Below are 19,974 nucleotides of genomic sequence, written 5' to 3' on the forward strand. Positions count from 1 at the left end.
ATTATAATCATATCATAAATGATGTGAATAAACTGTTTTATCGTATCATTTTCTAAATATTCTTTTTAATTTCATTTATTATCCTAATAAATCTTCAACCGTATATCTATCTAAAATATATTTTTTCAACTTTTTAAATTCATCTATTAATATTTTATTTGAATCATTTAATTTAGTTTTTAATTCAACTTTTAATTCATAAGTTGATACATCAATTTTATTATATTCATTTAGATAAATACTATCTGAATCATCTAAATCAATTTTAAGAGCATTTGTATGTAATTGTTTTGAATTTTGTTCAATAAATCCAATACTATATTCTTCCATTATAAAACCATATAAGCTTTTTGCATTATATATTTTATTTATATAACTTTCACTCATATCTTCATGACTTAGATATGATAGATTTAAAAGATATTCTTTAAGTGAATCATTTAATTTCTCTAAATCTTGATTAAGAAAAAATCTCCATTTATCAGAAGGCTTACCAAAAGATGAGTTTTGTAAATTGGCTTCATTAAAATCATGAACTAAATAATGGTTTGCAACTAAATTAATATCACTTACTACTTCTTCTAAACATCTATATGTAGAATAAACTCTTTTAGGATTTTCTAGATTTTCTTCTTTTTTTAGTGCATCATCAAAAACTTTTTTTGTGATAAATATTATATCTTCTAACATATTTGTTCCCTTTTTTACTTTTTGTATAATAAAAGTATATAGTATTAAGTAGACAGCTTTATGTCTGACTATATTTAAAAATCTCATACTTTTCTTCATTTTTATGAATTTCATTTTTAAAACAATGTTTATTTTCACATACATCAAAAAATAAAACATTTAAATGTAACTCATCTTTTAATTTTTTCTCTTCATCATTTCTAAAATATTGATAAGAGTTTTGAATATCTAATCCATCATAAGGATAAATTAAATACATATATTTACAATCTTTATATTTTGTTCCATATGCATATAATTGATACATATCACTTTGTGAGATACCTTGATGTGTTTTATCTTCACTAAGCAGTTTCCATTTTGTATCAGCTATTATTTCACCCTTATTAATAACTATATCAGGTTTTAATTGGAACTTTGAGATTTTTCCATCTAAGTAAGCTAAATGATGTTCTTTATCTTGAGCTGTAATATCATCAAAATTACCATTTCTCTTTAGATAATCATACACATAAGATTCAAAAAGTAAATTCATATCAAATAAAAGAGCAAATGCAACATCATTTCCTTTATAAGGTGAGAATGAATTTTCAAGTAAAAAAGTTTTGCACCATAAAAGAACTTGTTCATAATCTTTCATTTGTCTATTTAATTTTAGATTTGAGAAATCTGTTTTTATATTATGTGAAATTCCCATTTCATCAAATACAAATAAAAATTCTCTAATTCTTTGCTGATTTTTATTTAACTTTGATTTTTTATACAGATATTGAAGTGTAGTTTTTATAAGCCTATTTTCTATTCTATCACTCATAAATTCTTCATATTGAACAAAAAAACGCTCTTTATGAATAGTGTTATATTTTATTTGTTCAGATATTTTTAGTTTACCTTTTAAAAATCTTAGATTTTCTTCTTTGCTAATATAATCTGATTTTATACCTTTTTTAATAAGTTTAGATAACTCTTCTAAAAACATTGATATAAATATTTCAAGTAAAGGCATTTTTGAAGATTTTAGATTTGCCATATTAAAGTTTTTGAATGGAGATTTCTTTAGAGTTTTTAACATCTTTATTAAAATCTCTTTTGATTTATTCTCATCTACATTTTGAATTTTAGGCAATATCTCTATTATTGTTCCATCTTTTGTTTGTATTACACCTACATAGTTTTGGGCTTGAAGAACTTTTCCAAACCCTTTTTTTGTAGTAATTTTTAGATATTGGGCTGTTTCTTCATTGTCTAATACAAATTTTTCTAATGCTTCAAAAGATTCAGGTTTAATATAATTTTCCTTATCTTCATCTCTATATTGAAGATATTGAAACTCTTTAATTATCAATTTTATTTTCCTCTTCTATAATCTGTTTTATTTGAGGATAATTACTATAAATTTTAATATACATTATTTCTACAAAGATATTATTTACCTTATATTCTATAGCTTCATTTTCAATATCAGGATGGTCAAATCCTAAAATTTCTTCTTCTGTTATTACTTTACTTTGTATAAATTGATATTCTAAATATTCTTTTAAATTTGATTTCTTTTTAAATTGTTCAGGATGGTCTCCTAAAACAATTTGAATTTTTTCCCAATCATCATAAAAATACTCTTGTAATAATGGAATGATTTTATTCCTAAAAATATTGTCAAGTTCTACTTTTTTATCTAATATTTTTTCATCTTTTAAACTCATAAAATAAGCATGACCTATTGTGTGGTCTCTATCATATAAATATTCTATTCTTTTATTTACAGTTTCAAGAAGAGATTTAATATTAATTTTATCTACCATTAAATCATTACCATTCTCATCTTTAAGCAAATCAGGATTAGGCATCATCTCTTCAAAATGAAATCTTCTTCTTAATGCTGTATCCATTAAAGCGATACTTCTATCTGCTGTATTCATCGTACCTATAATATATAAGTTTTGTGGAACGCCAAATTCATCTCCACTATAAGGAAGTTTTACTCTTATTTCTTCATCTGCACCAATTCTTTTTGATGGTTCTATTAATGTAATAAGTTCTCCAAAGATTTTTGAAATATTTCCTCTATTTATTTCATCTATTATTAGGATGTAGTTTTTGTTATTTTCTTTTTCTGATATATCATTTTGAGTTAATAAATTTTTCAATGAATCTAATTTTGTATTATTTTTAATATCATAAATTGACATTTGTGAAAATTGTTTTTTTAATATTTTTTCAAAAGAAAATGCTTCATCTGGAACCAATAACCATTCAACTTCTCTTGATTGTACATATGTTCTTAATGTATCATCATCTATATATTTATAATCACCAATAATTTTGGCTATAGCTCTTAATTTTCTATTACCATAAGATACTAAAACTATATCATCTTTTTTCATTTTATTTTTTAATATATTTATTGCTGTTGGCGGGTAACTATACTTCTCATTGTCATCAAGTTTTTTAGCAATTGAATCTCTATTTACACAATCACTAAAATCTAATCCATTTCCAAATCCGAGTAAAATTTTATTATTTTCAATACAATAATTGAATAAATAGTCATCTTCACTATTTTGAGAATCCCCTAAAGATATTTTCCAAACATTAACTTTTTCATCAAAATCATAAATAGACTTTTTTTCTGATTTAATACTCTTTGCTTGTTCACATAAGCGTTTAAAAATACCTGCTTCAATATCATATGTAATTATTTTATTTTCATTATCAGTGATTGTTTGTGCTTTAATCCCTTCAACAAACTCTTCATATCCATAACTTTGATGAAGTGTTACAAACTCTATTTGACCTCTTTGTTCATCTTTAAAATATTCAAACAATCCTTTTAAATGCTGTCTTTTTTTAATTTCATCATTAATCTCTAAAATTCTATTATATGTTTTTTCAATAGGTTCTATATCATTGCCATCTTTATCTTTTACTTTAAAATCATATTCTGTTTTTCTATCATTTTCTTTTTCAAAAATAATTTCTAAAGCTTTATTAATAGTATTATATGTTTTCCCAGTTCCTGGACTTCCATATAATATTTGGTTTAAGGGCTGAAATTTCATTATTATATCTTCTGAATTTTCAAATTCTTCTTTTTCTTCATAAACTTCAATTTCATCTTTTTTATCATTAAGTTTTGTTTTCTCCCATAATTTTGTTGAATAATCAAAAATTGATATATTCACTGGTTTATTATTTATTAATTCTTCTTGAATTTCATAAATTTTGTTTTTACTAGATAATTCATTTAATGCTTTTTTTGCAAAGATATCAATTAAATCACCTTTTTCTGCATATAAAAAAGCGATTTTCCATTTTATTCCATCTCCAAAAAGAGTTGAATTTTCTATTTCTTTAAAATTCTTTTTTATTGCAAATTCAATTATTTTAATAATTTCATTTTTAACTTTCTGGAATGCATCAGTACAATTAGTACCTAAACTTTTATGCCATGCATATTTTTCATCATATAGGATATTTATTTTTGTAGGTACTTTATCGTACATATATATCTTAAATTTTGAACTATCTCCACCTCTTATACTTCCTATATCTGGTGTATTATGTTCTAAATCATAAGTAAAATCTTTTCTGTTTTTACCACCTTTTGAACTATAATCTTCAATTGTTAAATTTTTTATTTTATTCAAATTCCATTTTTCTGTAAACTTATTCTTTGTTTCTTCTGCAATACTCATCTAACACACTCCTTCAATTTATCTAAAATTCTAACCATTGCCAAAGTATCCAATTTACAATACTCCAACAAAGCTTTTCTATATTCTTCTTTTTTATTTATATCATCAATTTTTGATAGATTTGCGAAAGCCTGCATTGCTTCACCACCATTATGAATTAAGTTTAAATCTTTATATGCATTTTCAAATTCTGGCACAAGTGCTGGAAGTACATATTTGATTGAGTAACTTCCTTTCATTAAAGGTGTATAGTAATCTTTTTTTTGAAATGGAATCATCAAATCATGACAATTATCATGTATATTCATAAGATGAGAACCTAGACTTGTATATAAATCTGCTAGTTTTCTAATAACACCTTTTTCAAATCCCATATTGTATGCTAATACTGTTACATCTTTTGGTATATGATTAGTAAGGCTTATTGCTATTTGTTCTCTTGGGTCTATGCTATCAGGAGATAAGAACTCTTTATGTTCCAAAGTTCCATCTTCATACTCTATATGCAAGGAGTATTGAAATGGTATTTGTTGATAAGGACTTAGTCCTATAAATTGTGGAACTGCTTGTTGAAAAGTTTCAAAATCTAAATGATAAATTGGATAAGTTAATGTTTCTAAAAACTCTTTTATTGCAGGTTTATTTATAATAGTTTTATTTTGTTTTTCTGAAGCTATTTGAATTTGTTGTGATACAGAAAATGATTCTAAATCTTCTAATTGTGAAAATTCTAATATTCCATTTTTATAATATTCAAATTTCTTTTTTGTAGATAATCTTGAAATATCAAATATACTATATTTGGGAATATGCTTCCAACAATAATCAATTGCATCACATGAGTAAGGATTTGAACAATGCGTTCCTATATCTATATTTGGTTCAATTGGATTTGAAATAGTATTTCTAAAACTTTCAATATTACTTTTAATATTTTTTTGAAGCTCTTTTATTTCAAGTGTTACATCAACTATAGAAAAAAGTTGATTTATATCTAAAGTTTCACCTCTTACATAACTATTGTTTATATGTATTATATTTACTTGTTTTACATTATATCCTAAGCCATTTAATACATAGTATTGAATAGAAGCATCGTGTAAATAAACATCTTTAACTTCTGTTGAGCTTTTAACTTCGTAGATTTTTACTTCTTTTTTAGCTGCATCTACAATTTCTAAAATATCAACTGCAACAAAAATATCATCATAAGAAAATGAAGCTTCATAAATATTTTTCATTCCCATATTAATCCATAACTTAGTTTGAATAATCATATCTTCAAATCCAAGTTTAAAGGGAACTGTTTTACCATTTGGGAAAAGCTTACAAGCTAAATCCCCTACATCATTTCCATTTTCAAAAATAGCTTGGGCTGAATCATCAGGTAAAGATAAAACTTCTTTTTTGTTTTTCTTTAACCAAAGAGATTTTTGACATTGTAAACCTCTTGTATATAGTGATTTTGAAAGTTTCATATTAACCTTAAATTTATAAATAAAAAAATTATACCATTCAAATGACTCTCAAATGACTCTTTTTTATTTTTATTGCTAAATTATAGTTAGAAATTAGGAAAGCTTTATGTCTGGAAGATGAAAATAAATTTTTAGATTTTTGTTTTGTAAATTTATATAATAGTATTAAAATACATTAGTTCTTTTTAATTAAAATGGTTACCTAGATTGACTGTAAGATATTTGTCTCTTAATAGAGACGAAATAGAGACGGTTTTTTTATCAATTTTTAGTAAAAGTAGAAATTAGTGTGTCTAAAAGTACCTATTTTTAGCTAATTTGATTAAAAAACATCTGTTGTTGTATCTTACGAATAAGATACTAATTAACTTATAAAACCATTTTAATATTAGAATGGTCCCCTAGCATTTTATAAATCTCTTTTCTATCATCTTCATTATGTACTAAAAGCTCTAAAGTATAACTTTTAAATTTACCTTTACTACTAACTTTTGATTCTTTAACTTTATGCTCTCTATTTGAGATTACTTCTTTAACAGTAATTTTAATATCAATATGTGTTAATGCAACTAATTTATATTCCCAGTTACATGGATAATCTAGTTCTAATTTTTCTTTACTCAAATCAACCATCTATAAATCCTTTCTGTTAAAATCACCACTTTTACCACCTGATTTATTTTCTAATTGAACCTTAGAAATAATCATTGATTTATCAATAGCTTTAACCATATCATAAATAGTTAATAAACCAACAGAAACACCAGTTAGAGCTTCCATCTCAACACCTGTTTGACCATTTAACTTTGCTGTTACGATTAGTTTAAATCCAGGTAATTCAGGTTTTTCTTCAATATCACAATTTATTCCACTTAATAATAAAGGATGGCACATAGGAATTAAATCACTAGTTTTTTTAACTCCCATAATAGCTGCAACTACTGCTGTTTGTAATACTGGACCTTTTTTTGTAGTATTTGAAATAATCGCATCAAAAGCATCTTGTGACATTGTAATTTCACCTGATGCAATTGCAATACGTTTAGTTTCACTCTTATCTGATACATCAACCATTTTAGGTCTATCATTCTCATCTAAATGTGTTAAATTCAAAATAATCCTTTTTCTTAAAAAAATATTATAATCTAATAATAGTTAAATAAGAATTAAGTAAACTTTAAATATAATGCAGACCTAAAATTTAAAAAAGAAAGTGGGTGATTTTAGTGCCAGGTATAAAAGTTAAAGATAGCGAATCTTTTGACGAAGCTTATAGAAGGTTTAAAAAGCAATGTGATAGAAATCTAATCGTAACAGAAACAAGAGCAAGAAGATATTTCGAGCCGATGACAGAGATTAGAAAAAAACAAAAAATTTCTGCTAGAAAGAAAATGTTAAAAAGACTATACATGCTAAGAAGATACGAATCAAGATTATAATATTTTGTTTTGTTGAACAAAAAAAGGAGAAACTCTTTGAGTTTCTCCTTTTTTTTTGCCTTAATTAATTTAGAAATTTATAATAAAAACATTTATTGATAAAATTAAATGAATAAAAGTATTCACACCTAAAAAACCTCTTCTAGAAAGCAAAAAAACAACAAACCCCATACCAAGACTAAGTAAAATAGAAAAAGCCCGTATAATAGAAATATAGAGGATTATTAATTTTGAATGATTAATTGTGAATTATGAATGGAAAAGAGGATTTGTATATTTGTAATTGGTATATTGGTCTATTAGTGTATTAAAAATTGATGCTAAGTATTAAGCGCTAAGTAAAAAACCAGAATTCAGTGCTCAGAATTCAGTGCTCAGAGTTCAGTGCTCAGAAAGTCAAGCCAAAAAAGATAAAACCCAAAAAAACAAACTAAAAAAAAAGCTTCTACCTAAAAATACTTTTTAAAGTATGAATAAGTAAAAGCTTTGATTAATAAACTCAAGAGCTGGCAGCGGCCTACGTTTCCACCAGGGGACCCGGCAGTATTATCGGCGATGAAGTGCTTGACTTCCAGGTTCGGAATGGGACTGGGTATTTCCACTTCTCTATAGCCACCAGCAAAGTTGAGTGTTAAATTTAATTTTGAATGCTTAATTTTGAATTTTGAATTAAAACCCAAATTAAGTAAATTATACTTAACACTCAACTCTATACTAGAGTTAAGAAAAAATAATGTTAAAGTCTTAAAATAAACACAATTTGTTTATTAAATATATCCTGCGCTTATGCATAACCATAAAAGCTACGGTTCCGAAACTATAAAAGTGAAGCAGTTCACTTTTAATAACGTTTCTCATATATTTAATAAGATAGTAAACCAAAGAATATAAAATAAGCCAAACGTTCTATTAGTACTAGTCAGCTAAACGTCTTACAACGCTTACACATCTAGCCTATCAACCAGTTAGTCTTACTGGGAACTTCAGGGAAAGTTAATCTTAGAGTTGGCTTCGAGCTTAGATGCTTTCAGCTCTTATCACATCCGTACGTAGCTACCCAACGATGCTCTTGGCAGAACAATTGGTACACCAGTGGTACGTTCATCCCGGTCCTCTCGTACTAGGGACAAATCTCTTCAACTTTCCTACGCCCACGGAAGATAGGGACCGAACTGTCTCACGACGTTCTGAACCCAGCTCGCGTACCGCTTTAAATGGCGAACAGCCATACCCTTGGGACCTACTTCAGCCCCAGGATGCGATGAGCCGACATCGAGGTGCCAAACCTCCCCGTCGATGTGAGCTCTTGGGGGAGATCAGCCTGTTATCCCCGGCGTACCTTTTATCCTTTGAGCGATGGCCCTTCCACACAGAACCACCGGATCACTATGACCGACTTTCGTCTCTGTTCGACTTGTATGTCTCACAGTCAAGCTAGTTTATGCCATTATACTCAACTGGCGATTTCCATCCGCCATGAACTAACCTTTGTAAGCCTCCGTTACTTTTTAGGAGGCGACCGCCCCAGTCAAACTACCCACCAGACATTGTCCTGAACGAGGTTGACTCGTCGCAGTTAGTAACTCAAATATTCAAGGGTGGTATCTCAAGGATGGCTCCATATGTACTTGCGTCCATATATCATAGCCTCCCACCTATCCTGCACATGAATATCCAAGCTACAGTGTCAAGCTGTAGTAAAGGTGCACGGGGTCTTTCCGTCTTTCCGCGGGTAGGAGGAATTTTCACCTCCACTACAATTTCACTGGATCCCTGGTTGAGACAGCTCCCATCTCGTTACGCCATTCATGCAGGTCGGTATTTAACCGACAAGGAATTTCGCTACCTTAGGACCGTTATAGTTACGGCCGCCGTTTACTCGGGCTTCAATCAAATGCTTCGCTTGCGCTGACATCATCAGTTAACCTTCGAGCACCGGGCAGGCGTCACACCTTATACATCCACTTACGTGTTAGCAAAGTGCTGTGTTTTTGGTAAACAGTCGGGAGGGACTCTTTGTTGCAACCTCTCTAGCTTTTGGAAGCAAGTTCCTATACCAAAGTAGGCACACCTTATACCGAAGATACGGTGCTAGTTTGCAGAGTTCCTTAACCAGGGTTCTTCCACGCGCCTTAGAATACTCATCCCACCCACCTGTGTCGGTTTACGGTACGGGCAACATACAATATACTTAGTGGCTTTTCTTGGCACGACAGTATCATCGATTCTCCCTCTCCTCCGAAGAGTGTCAGGAGCCTGTAAGATCTCGGCCTCATGTAACCCGGATTTGCCTAAGTTACAGCCTACGTCCTTCGACCCACTATTCCATCAGTGAGCTCGACTAACTCTATGCGTCCCCACATCGCGCTTGTATGTTGGTATTGAAATATTAATCAATTTGCCATCGTCTACCCCTTTCGGACTCGACTTAGGACCCGACTAACCCTACGATGACGAGCATCGCGTAGGAAACCTTGGGTTTTCGGCGTTGAGGATTCTCACCTCAATTATCGCTACTCATGCCTGCATGCTCACTTCTATCCGCTCCAACGCTCCTTACCGGTACATCTTCAACGCTGAATAGAACGCTCTCCTACCACTCAATTAAAAATTGAATCTAAAGCTTCGGTGCACATCTTAGCCCCGTTATATTTTCCGCGCAGAATCACTAGACCAGTGAGCTGTTACGCTTTCTTTAAAGGATGGCTGCTTCTAAGCCAACCTCCTGGTTGTCACAGTAACTCCACATCGTTTTCCACTTAGATGTGACTTTGGGACCTTAGCTGTTAGTCTGGGTTGTTCCCCTCTCGACGATGGATTTTATCACCCACCGCCTGACTCCTGTGATTCCACATATAGTATTCATAGTTTGATAGGGTTTGGTACCGCGGTAAGCAGCCCTAGCCCATTCAGTGCTCTACCCCTATATGCTACAACACAAGGCTATACCTAAATATATTTCGGAGAGAACCAGCTATCACGAAGTTTGATTGGCCTTTCACCCCTATCCACAAGTCATCCCAAGACTTTTCAACGCCTGCGGGTTCGGTCCTCCACTGGCTCTTACACCAGCTTCAACCTGCTCATGGATAGATCACTTCGTTTCGGGTCTGCAGCATCTGACTAATTCGCCCTATTAAGACTCGCTTTCGCTACGGCTTCGTACTTGACTTAACCTTGCCAGACACCACAACTCGCAGGCTCATTATGCAAAAGGCAGTCCATCACCCTGATAAATCATAGGGCTCTGAATGATTGTAAGCTAATGGTTTCAGGTTCTATTTCACTCTCCTCGCTGGAGTACTTTTCACCTTTCCCTCACGGTACTTGTTCACTATCGATTTGTAAGTAGTATTTAGGATTGGAGGGTGGTCCCCCCAGTTTCAGTCAAAATATCACGTGTTCCGACCTACTCAGGATACCATTAGAGCTATTGAAAATTTAAATTACAGGAGTTTCACCTTCTATGCTACACTTTTCCAAGTATTTCATCTATCTTCTTTAGTCTCATATCATGGTCCTACAACCCCCAATGCAAGCATTGGGTTTGTCCTAATCCGCGTTCGCTCGCCGCTACTGACGGAATCTCGTTTGATTTCTCTTCCTCTGGCTACTGAGATGTTTCACTTCACCAGGTTAGCTCCCCGTAGGGTAATATAATTCTCATTATACTGGGTTGCCCCATTCGGAAATCCTCGGATCAAAGCTCTTTGGCAGCTCCCCGGGGCTTATCGCAGCCTAATACGTCCTTCATCGCCTCTTACAATCTAGGCATCCACCATTAGCCCTTAATAGCTTATTAATAAACAGAATTAAATTCTGTCGCATTTTTGATAATTATTCTTTGGCTACTATCTTATTAAACATATTTAAATTAATGAATCTAATCATCAACTCTTACATCTTAATAAAATTAGTTGTGTTCTATCTATTTCAAATTATCTTAAAAAAACAAGTTTTTTCAAGGTAACAATTTTTAGATAATTAAATTTTTGTTTTTAAATTATGTTCTTTCGAACGTAAATTAAACGAAAAAATTAAAGACTTTAACATTATATTTTTAAATATCATTTTAGATTTCTCTAAAAGTTTTGATTCGAAAATCAAATATAAATTCAAACTAATTTGAACTTATATTTAATTTTACTCTCAAGCTAAATTATTATAACTGAACTTTAAATTCTATCTTCTGAGCACTGAACTCTGATTACTGAACTCTAAAATAGGTGGTGGAGAATAGCGGGATCGAACCGCTGACCTCCTGCGTGCAAAGCAGGCGCTCTCCCAGCTGAGCTAATTCCCCTGGGACTAATAATTTTGAATTCTAAATTCTGAATTTTGAATTAAAAAAATTAATTCAACATTTAAAATTTAACATTCAACATTATAAGATTATCATGGTGGGCCTACCAGGACTTGAACCTGGGACCTCACGATTATCAGTCGAGCGCTCTAGCCAGCTGAGCTATAGGCCCCTACTACCTATTTAAATAATCTTTATAAACCGAATATATAAAATCTTTGCCATTTTCTTTATTTGATATTTGAAATCAGAAACGAATCTGATCTCTTATCTCTGAAAGGAGGTGATCCAACCGCAGGTTCTCCTACGGTTACCTTGTTACGACTTCACCCCAGTCGCTGAATCCACTGTGGAAGGTAGCTATTTTAGCATCCCCGCTTCGAATGAGTTCAACTCCCATGGTGTGACGGGCGGTGAGTACAAGACCCGGGAACGTATTCACCGTAGCATAGCTGATCTACGATTACTAGCGATTCCAACTTCATGTAGTCGAGTTGCAGACTACAATCCGAACTGGGAGATATTTTTGAGATTTGCTCCACGTCACCGTATTGCTGCTCTTTGTATACCCCATTGTAGCACGTGTGTAGCCCTGGACGTAAGGGCCATGATGACTTGACGTCATCCTCACCTTCCTCCTACTTGCGTAGGCAGTCTCATTAGAGTTCTCAGCCGAACTGTTAGCAACTAATGACGAGGGTTGCGCTCGTTGCGGGACTTAACCCAACATCTCACGACACGAGCTGACGACAGCCGTGCAGCACCTGTATATAAGTTTCTGCAAGCAGACACCAATCTATCTCTAGAAAGTTCTTACTATGTCAAGTCCAGGTAAGGTTCTTCGTGTATCGTCGAATTAAACCACATGCTCCACCGCTTGTGCGGGTCCCCGTCTATTCCTTTGAGTTTTAATCTTGCGACCGTACTCCCCAGGCGGTACACTTAATGTGTTAACTGCATTACTGCAAGGTCGAGCCTCACAACAACTAGTGTACATCGTTTAGGGCGTGGACTACCAGGGTATCTAATCCTGTTTGCTCCCCACGCTTTCGCGTCTCAGCGTCAATAATGTTCCAGTAGATCGCCTTCGCAATCGGTATTCCTTCTGATCTCTACGGATTTTACCCCTACACCAGAAATTCCATCTACCTCTCCCATATTCTAGATAAGCAGTTTCAAAAGCAGTTCAATAGTTGAGCTATTGGATTTCACTTCTGACTTACCTATCCGCCTACACGCTCTTTACGCCCAGTGATTCCGAGTAACGCTTGCACCCTCCGTATTACCGCGGCTGCTGGCACGGAGTTAGCCGGTGCTTATTCATATGGTACCGTCATTATCTTCCCATATAAAAGGAGTTTACGCACCGAAATGTGTCATCCTCCACGCGGCGTTGCTGCATCAGACTTTCGTCCATTGTGCAATATTCCCCACTGCTGCCTCCCGTAGGAGTCTGGACCGTGTCTCAGTTCCAGTGTGACTGATCATCCTCTCAAACCAGTTAAGCGTCATTGTCTTGGTGAGCCATTACCTCACCAACTAACTGATACTGTACAGGCCGATCCCAAAGCTATAAATATTTCCCTTGCTGACTTTTGTCATAAAGGCATATAGAGTCTTAGCAGACGTTTCCATCTGTTATCCTCTTCTTTGGGGCACGTTACCTATATATTACTCACCCGTGCGCCACTTAGCTGACAATTATAGCAAGCTATAATCCGTTCTCGTTCGACTTGCATGTGTTAAGCACGCCGCCAGCGTTCACTCTGAGCCAGGATCAAACTCTCCATAAATTGAAGTTTTTGAACTTGACTTCTTCTGTATTATTTTACTAATTACAAAATTATCACTCATAAGTTAATAGACAAGTTTAATATGTTTTACCATACTTTTCTTGTTTTATATATTTAACATTATTCTTATTTTTAATCTGAATAAATTGACAGATTTAAACAACAAGAATTACATATTCGGTTTACAAAGATTACTTTATAAACGTTATAATTTATTTTAAAGATCATCCACATTCAAACTATCTCGTTACCATCACACTTTCGTTTGATGCGTTCCAGTCAAATTGGACGGGAATTATAATAGATTCCTCTGGGTTTGTCAAGACCTTTTAGCTGAAATTTGGCTTAAATTTTTGGATTTACGTTTTTTGGTGAATATTACTTATTTTTTATAGTAATTCTCTAGATATATATGCTTATTGTTTAATTTTTAATCAATTCTATTAATCATCTATTTACTTTTTTCATCTATTATTACCATTAGAGTGTAATATATGTGTTATTTAAAGATATTATTAAGTCTAACAATATAGAATTGCACAATCAAAAATATAAAAAGGAAATAACTATGTATAATAGAGATTATTTATCAAATCAATCTACACAATATACTCAAGAGTCTTCTCAAGCTCAGCTGATGAGTTTCTTGAAAGCTACTTATCAATTATTTGCTGGTTCATTATTAGCAGCAACTGCTGGTGCTTATATTGGATTAGGAATTGTTTCAATACTAATGGGACCTGTTAAATGGGTTTTATTTGCTGTTGAATTAGCATTAATCTTTTTTGTTATCCCAAGAGTTAAACATACTCCAGGTGTTAACTTAGCTGTATTATTTGCTTTTACGTTTATTACAGGTTTAACAATTGCTCCTTTATTAACAGCAATTTTTGCAATGCCTAGTGGTGCTGCAATTGTAGGTCAAGCATTTTTAATGACTTCTGTTGCTTTTGGTGGGATTTCAATGTTTGCAATGACAACTAAAAGAGATTTCTCTTCTATGGGTAAATTTTTATTCATTGCTTTAATTATTATGATTGTTGCTGGTATTTCAAATATCTTCATTCAATCTTCAATGATGCAATTAGCAATCGCTAGTGGTGGTGCTTTATTATTCTCTGCTTTCATTTTATATGATACGCAACAAATAATTAAAGGGAATTACGATTCTCCTATTGAAGCTGCATTATCTTTATATTTAGATTTCTTCAATTTGTTTATATCTTTATTACAAATTTTAGGAATTATGAATAGCGATGACAAATAACAAAACTAACTCTTTTTAGAGTTAGTTTTAACTATATCATATGAATCAATCTTACTTAAGACTTATCGATGCTAATCTAAACAGACTACGTGAAGGAATTCGTGTTGTTGAAGATATATTTAGATACGTATATAACGATAAACAAACTGCCCTTAAACTAAAAGAGCTTAGACATAAAGCTAGAACTAATAACTACAATGAATTACTAGAAACAAGAGATGTTAAAAATGATGTTTTACGAGCTTCAATTAAAAGTGAACAAAATAGAAGTGATATGAACTCAATATTAATTGCTAATTTTAAAAGAGCTCAAGAGAGTTCACGAGTTTTGGAAGAGTTTTGTAAACTAATATCTATAGAAGATAGTGAAACCTTTAAATATATTAGATATGAGCTTTATAACTTAGAGATTGTTTTAACAAAAATTACTTCAAATTCCAAATAATTTAAATCATACTCTTTATATAATTTTTTTGCATTTTTAAATTCTAAAGTTGCACTTGCACCACTTACACCTGATTTTTTTATATAATCAAATAGATCTTTTTTATTATCAAACTCTAATTTATACATAATTGTTTCAAATTCACATTTAAAATATTTACTAAAAGCTTCTTTTATTGATATTTCATCTAAGATTGGAGATTTTGTATTTGTAATTTCTTGTATTTTATTAAAAGTATTAGAAGTAAATAAAACTGCATTTATTTCTTTTGAAATCATTGATAATTGTTTTATGATTTTTGATAAATCTTTTGACCATTGTAAAGCTGATGAAGATAATATTATGTCATATGAATCATTTTTAATTTCATCTAAAAATTCTTGTGTATCAAAATCAAAGCACTTTACTTCGATATTTTTACCTTTTGGATGAAGTTCACACATTGAAGCTGAAAAATCAATTGCTTTATAATATTCAATATCCCATGAAATGTTATTATAAACTTGTCCTGAGCCACAACCTAATTCTAGAATTCTTTTTGCTTGTGTTTTTAACTCTCTAACTAATGACTTTGCAACAATTTGTTGAATGATATTATGATTTTTATATTGCTTCGCGTATTTTGAAAACTGATTCTTAACTGACAAGTTTACTCTTTATAAATGGCTTAAAATAAGGTTTAACATTTATTTTAACTTATTTTTAATAAGTTTTAGATAAAATAGCTACCATTTTTTAAAAAGGAAATAGATAATGACATCTACACTTTTAATCGTTCAGTTTGCTTTAGCAATTGTAATAACAATAATCATCTTACTTCAAAAAAGTTCAAGCATAGGTCTTGGTGCATATAGTGGAAGTAATGATTCTTTATTTGGTGCTAAAGGTCCGGCAAACTTCTTAACAAAAGCTACAATGGCTTTAGGATTAGTGTTTGTAATAAACACTGTTGCACTTGGTTATTTATATAATCAAGAAAGAAATAAAAGTGCTGTTGATTCAATAAAAACAGACTCTTTAATTCCTGCAACTCCTATTACTCAAACTGAACCAGCTGCTCCTGCTGCTCCAATAGCGATTCCAGTTCCAGCAGTTCCTGAAAATAAATAAGAAACAAAAGAGTAAGAAAATATGAAGTATTTCTTACTTATTTGTCTTAGCTATTTTTATGTTCAAGCTAATTCACATATTTTTGTATATCATCGTTTCGGAGATGAAAAACATCACAGTACAAATACGACTTTAAAAGAGTTAGAAAAAGAGTTTGAATACTTTAAATCTAATAACTATAAAGTTGTAACTGTTTCACAAATATCAGAAAAACTAAAAAATGGTGAAGAAATACCTGATAACTGGATAGCTTTTAGCATTGATGATGCATATAAAAGTTTTTATACTAATGCTATCGAAATATTCAAAAAATATAACTACCCTTTTTCACTTTATGTTTATGTTGAAGCTACTGAAAAAAAATATCCTGATTTTATGACTTGGGAAGAAATAAAAGATGCATCTAAATATGGTGAAATATCTTTACACTCTTATGGACATAAACACCTAACAAAATTATCAGATGATAAAATTTTTGAAGATACAAAAAAAGCTTACGATATCTTTGTTGAAAAATTAGGATTTAAACCTAAGGGATATACTTATCCTTATGGGGAATATGATCAAAGAGTAAAAGAAGTAGTCAAAAGATTTAATTTTGAATATATAGCAAATCAAAATAATGGTTCTGTAAATAATAAAAGTGATATTTATGACTTAAATAGAATTGCACTTGTTGGTGATGTTAATTTAGAAGAAAAGTTAAAATACAATACATTAGAAGCTACTTGGATAGAACCCAAAGTTTATCCAAAAGACGGTAGGCTAAAACATGTGAAAGTTCAAGTTGATCCTGGTATAAAAAATGCAAAATTATTTATATCAAGCTATGGTTGGCAGGATATCAAAGTTAAAAATGGTATAATTGACATCAAATTAGATAAAAAACTAAATTTAAATAGAAATAGAGTAGCCATTAGTACTGATTACTATACTATTTCAAATAAACTATTAATCAAATAAAAGGAGAAAATATATGTTAGAAGAAATATATGCTCAAACTAAAGATCATATGGAAAAGTCTATCGAGGCGTTAAAAAAAGATTACAAATCTTTAAGAACTGGAAAAGTTAACCCAAATATCTTAGATGGTGTTAGAGTTGATTATTACGGAACACCAACTGAATTAAGTCAAGTAGGTTCTGTTTTATCTCCTGATGCAACTACAATTGTAATTAACCCATGGGAAAAAAATCTTTTAGGTCCTATTGATAAAGCTCTTCAAGCTGCGAACATTGGTGTTAATCCAAATAATGATGGTGAAGTAATCAAATTATTTTTCCCTCCAATGACTGTTGATCAAAGACAAAATACTGCTAAACAAGCAAAAGTTATGACTGATAATGCAAAAGTTGCAATTAGAAATATTAGACAAAATTCTAATACAAAAGTAAAAAATCTTTTAAAAGATAAAGAAATTACTGATGATGAGAGTAAAAGAGCTCAAGATGAAATCCAAAAGATAACTGATTCTTATGTTGTTAAAGCTGATGAAACTTTAAAAGCAAAAGAAAAAGATATTTTAACGGTTTGATGATGAACGTAGCACAAATATATAAAGATGCGCAAGCATTATTAGAAGGTCACTTCAAATTAAGTAGTGGAAATCACTCTAAATTTTATTTACAATCAGCAAAAGTTTTAGAAGACCCTAAAACTGCTAAATTATTAGCTGAAGCCTTAGCTGCTCAAATCAAAGAAGCTGGTATCAAAGTTGATGCTGTTTGTTCACCTGCACTTGGTGGATTAATAGCTGGATTTGCACTTGCAACTGCTTTAGATGTAAGATTTATTTTTGCAGAGAGAGTTGAAGGTGAAATGTCAATTAGAAGAGGCTTTGAAGTTAAAGATGGTGAAAACTATATTATCTGTGAAGATATTATAACAACAGGTGGAAGTGCTCTTGAAGCTGCTAAGCAAGTTGAAAATGCAGGTGGAAACATCGTAGCATATGCAGCACTTGCAAACAGAGGATTCTGTTCAAGAGTTGGAAGTGATATTGAAGCTAAAGATAATTGTAAACTACCGCTTAATAAACCACTTTTTGCACTTGATGATTTTACATTTGAGATGTATTCACCTGAAGATTGTCCTATGTGCAAAGAAGGAAGTATTGCTTATAAACCTGGATCAAGAGGAAACTAATGTCTAAATGGAGAGATGTAAAACAAAATAGAGTACAAAACAAAGTAGTTAATGACTCTAAAGTAAAATCACCAAAAAGTGATTTAGCATCTCTTGGCTTACGATTAAAAGCTTTTCTTACAGATACTTTTTTAATCACCACTCCTATACTTTATATAGTTATATATTTAATTATGGGAAGTGGTGAAGACTTTGCTCAAAATAGATCTTTGGGTTGGGGAATTATTTTTGCTGTTCATGCGAGTATAATTTTAATTTTTTGGTTAAAAAATGGACAAACTCCAGGGCTTAGAGCCTATGAAATAAAATTAGTAGATAGTATTACTAAACAAAGAGTATCTGTTATTCAAGTTTTAATTAGATATGTAACTACTTTATTTGCAGTTGTTTCTATTTTCCTACTATTTTTGCCTTTTTTTAATAAAGATAAAAAAACTATTCAAGATATATTTTCAAACACAATTATCATCAATGATAAATGATGTTCTTTTTTAATCTCTCTGCATTTTATTTTTTTTACTTTGCAGCTGTTGGTGTATATATAATATTTTTACCAAAGGTACTTCACGATATTGGTTACAGTACTTTTGATATAGGTATAGTTTTTGCTCTTGCACCACTTATGAGATTTATAACTCCATTTTTATTTCTAAAACATGTTAAACTTGATCAAAATATGTTTAAATCTGCCCTATTCTTATCTGTGATTTCATCAGCATTATTTTATTTAACAATTGATAATTTTTATTTATTTGTAATTAACAATGCATTATTAGGAGCTTGTTTATCATTAATTTTACCATATCTTGAAGTAACAGCAATTTCTACTTTAGGAAAAGAAAAATATGGAAAATCTAGACTTTACGGCTCAATTGGATTTATGTTTATTTCTTTGGTTTTAGCAAAATTCCTATCAGAACCATATATTGCGATTCACTATTACTTATTTTTAAATGTTGCTACAGTTACTTTTGCATTACTTTTATTAAAATTTGATGTTGAGCATAAAATAACACAAGAAAAAGAATCTTTTTCATTTTTTAAATATTGGCCTTTTTGGTTAAGTTTATTTTTTATGCAAATGAGTTTTGGAGGTTTTTATAATTTCTTCACTATTTATGAAACTGCACATGGTATAAGCCTGGAGATGACTTCTTATCTTTGGTCATTTGGTGTTATATGTGAGATCTTGGTTTTTTATTTTCAAGCACCACTTTTAAAAAATAATCTTCTTACAATAATAAAAATTTGTGTTGCAATAACTGTAGGTCGATGGCTTTTGTTGTATATTTATCCAGACTCTTTAACTGTGACATTTTTTACTCAATCACTTCATGCATTTTCATTTGGACTTTATCACAGTTCTGTAATTATTTATCTATATACTTTATATGAAAATAAAAAATTAGCACAACAGTTTATGTATGGAGTTGCCTATGGACTGGGTGGTTTTATAGGTGCTTTAGTTGCAGGAGCTGTTTATGGAGAATACCTATTCTTATATAGTGCCTTATTTTCTTTGATTTCTTTGATTACTTTATTTTTTGTAAGGAAAAATCAAATTTTGTAGTATAATTCGAAAAATTTATACAATATAAAAAGGATGCCA

The 19,974-nt window shown here is 30.9% G+C and carries 16 protein-coding genes, 2 tRNA genes and 3 rRNA genes; 9 read left to right on the forward strand and 12 right to left on the reverse strand.

The genetic code is table 11. The features are described from left to right. Positions 1 to 78: 78 nt before the first annotated feature. The 6 genes from AACT_RS14875 to moaC all read right to left on the reverse strand — a co-directional run bounded on the left by AACT_RS14875 (position 79) and on the right by moaC (position 6,976). Positions 79 to 690, reverse strand: coding sequence for a hypothetical protein (locus tag AACT_RS14875; RefSeq protein WP_172128220.1), 612 nt, complete (start codon positions 688 to 690; stop codon positions 79 to 81). Between the two features lie 58 nt (positions 691 to 748). Further along, entirely contained in the window at positions 749 to 2,035 is a 1,287-nt protein-coding gene (locus tag AACT_RS14880) for an McrC family protein (protein WP_172128222.1), read from the reverse strand. Continuing rightward, positions 2,025 to 4,385, reverse strand: a complete 2,361-nt coding sequence (locus tag AACT_RS15565) for an AAA family ATPase (RefSeq protein WP_228720500.1) — start codon at positions 4,383 to 4,385, stop codon at positions 2,025 to 2,027. The genes AACT_RS14880 and AACT_RS15565 overlap by 11 nt, the downstream gene beginning before the upstream one ends. Continuing rightward, positions 4,382 to 5,863: a DUF2779 domain-containing protein gene (locus AACT_RS14890; protein WP_172128224.1), complete on the reverse strand. Its 1,482-nt coding sequence runs from the start codon at positions 5,861 to 5,863 to the stop codon at positions 4,382 to 4,384. The genes AACT_RS15565 and AACT_RS14890 overlap by 4 nt, the downstream gene beginning before the upstream one ends. 369 nt (positions 5,864 to 6,232) lie before the next feature. Then, positions 6,233 to 6,496, reverse strand: coding sequence for an HP0495 family protein (locus tag AACT_RS14895; RefSeq protein WP_172128226.1), 264 nt, complete (start codon positions 6,494 to 6,496; stop codon positions 6,233 to 6,235). Next, entirely contained in the window at positions 6,497 to 6,976 is a 480-nt protein-coding gene (gene moaC, locus AACT_RS14900; RefSeq protein ID WP_172128228.1) for a cyclic pyranopterin monophosphate synthase MoaC, read from the reverse strand. It abuts the gene before it with no gap. Positions 6,977 to 7,089: 113 nt separating this feature from the next. Between moaC and rpsU the strand changes: the two genes are divergently transcribed. Beyond that, a complete protein-coding gene (gene rpsU, locus AACT_RS14905) occupies positions 7,090 to 7,302 on the forward strand; it encodes a 30S ribosomal protein S21 (protein WP_041655391.1) in 213 nt (70 codons plus the stop codon). 504 nt (positions 7,303 to 7,806) lie between these two features. Here the strand turns inward: rpsU and rrf are convergent. The 5 genes from rrf to AACT_RS14930 form a co-directional block, all read right to left on the reverse strand. Further along, positions 7,807 to 7,922 (reverse strand): 5S ribosomal RNA (gene rrf, locus AACT_RS14910). 268 nt (positions 7,923 to 8,190) lie between these two features. After that, positions 8,191 to 11,104, reverse strand: a 23S ribosomal RNA gene (locus AACT_RS14915). A 425-nt stretch (positions 11,105 to 11,529) separates the two neighbouring features. Continuing rightward, positions 11,530 to 11,605: transfer RNA gene (locus AACT_RS14920), tRNA-Ala, on the reverse strand. Between the two features lie 95 nt (positions 11,606 to 11,700). Further along, a tRNA-Ile gene (locus AACT_RS14925) sits at positions 11,701 to 11,777 on the reverse strand. Between the two features lie 104 nt (positions 11,778 to 11,881). After that, positions 11,882 to 13,398: ribosomal RNA gene (locus tag AACT_RS14930) — 16S ribosomal RNA — on the reverse strand. The 16S, 23S and 5S rRNA genes sit together here with 2 tRNA genes alongside, the layout of an rRNA operon. Positions 13,399 to 13,966: 568 nt before the next feature. Here AACT_RS14930 and AACT_RS14935 point away from each other — a divergent pair. Both AACT_RS14935 and AACT_RS14940 read left to right on the forward strand, forming a co-directional pair. Next, positions 13,967 to 14,665, forward strand: coding sequence for a Bax inhibitor-1/YccA family protein (locus AACT_RS14935; RefSeq protein ID WP_172128230.1), 699 nt, complete (start codon positions 13,967 to 13,969; stop codon positions 14,663 to 14,665). Between the two features lie 40 nt (positions 14,666 to 14,705). Then, on the forward strand, positions 14,706 to 15,110 hold the full coding sequence (locus AACT_RS14940; protein WP_172128232.1) for a thiamine-phosphate pyrophosphorylase: 405 nt from the start codon (positions 14,706 to 14,708) through the stop codon (positions 15,108 to 15,110). Here the strand turns inward: AACT_RS14940 and AACT_RS14945 are convergent. After that, positions 15,062 to 15,757 carry a methyltransferase gene (locus AACT_RS14945; protein WP_172128234.1) on the reverse strand — a complete coding sequence of 232 codons (696 nt, stop codon included), beginning with the start codon at positions 15,755 to 15,757 and terminating at the stop codon, positions 15,062 to 15,064. The genes AACT_RS14940 and AACT_RS14945 overlap by 49 nt on opposite strands. Before the next feature lie 106 nt (positions 15,758 to 15,863). Between AACT_RS14945 and secG the strand changes: the two genes are divergently transcribed. From secG to AACT_RS14975, 6 genes are read left to right on the forward strand one after another with little or no spacing between them, the layout of a single operon-like run. Beyond that, positions 15,864 to 16,220 (forward strand): preprotein translocase subunit SecG, encoded by a 357-nt coding sequence (secG, locus tag AACT_RS14950; protein ID WP_172128236.1) that lies wholly within the window; start codon positions 15,864 to 15,866, stop codon positions 16,218 to 16,220. A 21-nt stretch (positions 16,221 to 16,241) separates the two neighbouring features. Beyond that, positions 16,242 to 17,183 carry a polysaccharide deacetylase family protein gene (locus tag AACT_RS14955; protein WP_172128238.1) on the forward strand — a complete coding sequence of 314 codons (942 nt, stop codon included), beginning with the start codon at positions 16,242 to 16,244 and terminating at the stop codon, positions 17,181 to 17,183. A 13-nt stretch (positions 17,184 to 17,196) separates the two neighbouring features. Beyond that, complete coding sequence (frr, locus tag AACT_RS14960) at positions 17,197 to 17,754, forward strand: ribosome recycling factor (protein ID WP_172128240.1); 558 nt, start codon at positions 17,197 to 17,199, stop codon at positions 17,752 to 17,754. Between the two features lie 2 nt (positions 17,755 to 17,756). Next, on the forward strand, positions 17,757 to 18,365 hold the full coding sequence (gene pyrE / locus AACT_RS14965; protein ID WP_172128241.1) for an orotate phosphoribosyltransferase: 609 nt from the start codon (positions 17,757 to 17,759) through the stop codon (positions 18,363 to 18,365). Beyond that, entirely contained in the window at positions 18,365 to 18,847 is a 483-nt protein-coding gene (locus tag AACT_RS14970) for an RDD family protein (protein ID WP_172128243.1), read from the forward strand. The genes pyrE and AACT_RS14970 overlap by 1 nt, the downstream gene beginning before the upstream one ends. Continuing rightward, a complete protein-coding gene (locus AACT_RS14975; protein ID WP_172128245.1) occupies positions 18,847 to 19,935 on the forward strand; it encodes an MFS transporter in 1,089 nt (362 codons plus the stop codon). The genes AACT_RS14970 and AACT_RS14975 overlap by 1 nt, the downstream gene beginning before the upstream one ends. The last annotated feature ends 39 nt before the right edge of the window (positions 19,936 to 19,974 follow it).

The sequence above is a fragment of the Arcobacter acticola genome (genome assembly GCF_013177675.1).
Classification (GTDB): domain Bacteria; phylum Campylobacterota; class Campylobacteria; order Campylobacterales; family Arcobacteraceae; genus Aliarcobacter; species Aliarcobacter acticola.

Coding starts and splice junctions, on each gene's coding strand:
- AACT_RS14890 (WP_172128224.1), bottom strand. CDS start 5,863: ATGAAACTTTCAAAATCACTATATACAAGAGGTTTACAATGTCAAAAA.
- AACT_RS14935 (WP_172128230.1), top strand. CDS start 13,967: ATGTATAATAGAGATTATTTATCAAATCAATCTACACAATATACTCAA.
- secG (WP_172128236.1), top strand. CDS start 15,864: ATGACATCTACACTTTTAATCGTTCAGTTTGCTTTAGCAATTGTAATA.
- frr (WP_172128240.1), top strand. CDS start 17,197: ATGTTAGAAGAAATATATGCTCAAACTAAAGATCATATGGAAAAGTCT.
- pyrE (WP_172128241.1), top strand. CDS start 17,757: ATGAACGTAGCACAAATATATAAAGATGCGCAAGCATTATTAGAAGGT.
- AACT_RS14955 (WP_172128238.1), top strand. CDS start 16,242: ATGAAGTATTTCTTACTTATTTGTCTTAGCTATTTTTATGTTCAAGCT.
- AACT_RS14875 (WP_172128220.1), bottom strand. CDS start 690: ATGTTAGAAGATATAATATTTATCACAAAAAAAGTTTTTGATGATGCA.
- AACT_RS15565 (WP_228720500.1), bottom strand. CDS start 4,385: ATGAGTATTGCAGAAGAAACAAAGAATAAGTTTACAGAAAAATGGAAT.
- AACT_RS14975 (WP_172128245.1), top strand. CDS start 18,847: ATGTTCTTTTTTAATCTCTCTGCATTTTATTTTTTTTACTTTGCAGCT.
- AACT_RS14895 (WP_172128226.1), bottom strand. CDS start 6,496: ATGGTTGATTTGAGTAAAGAAAAATTAGAACTAGATTATCCATGTAAC.
- AACT_RS14970 (WP_172128243.1), top strand. CDS start 18,365: ATGTCTAAATGGAGAGATGTAAAACAAAATAGAGTACAAAACAAAGTA.
- AACT_RS14940 (WP_172128232.1), top strand. CDS start 14,706: ATGAATCAATCTTACTTAAGACTTATCGATGCTAATCTAAACAGACTA.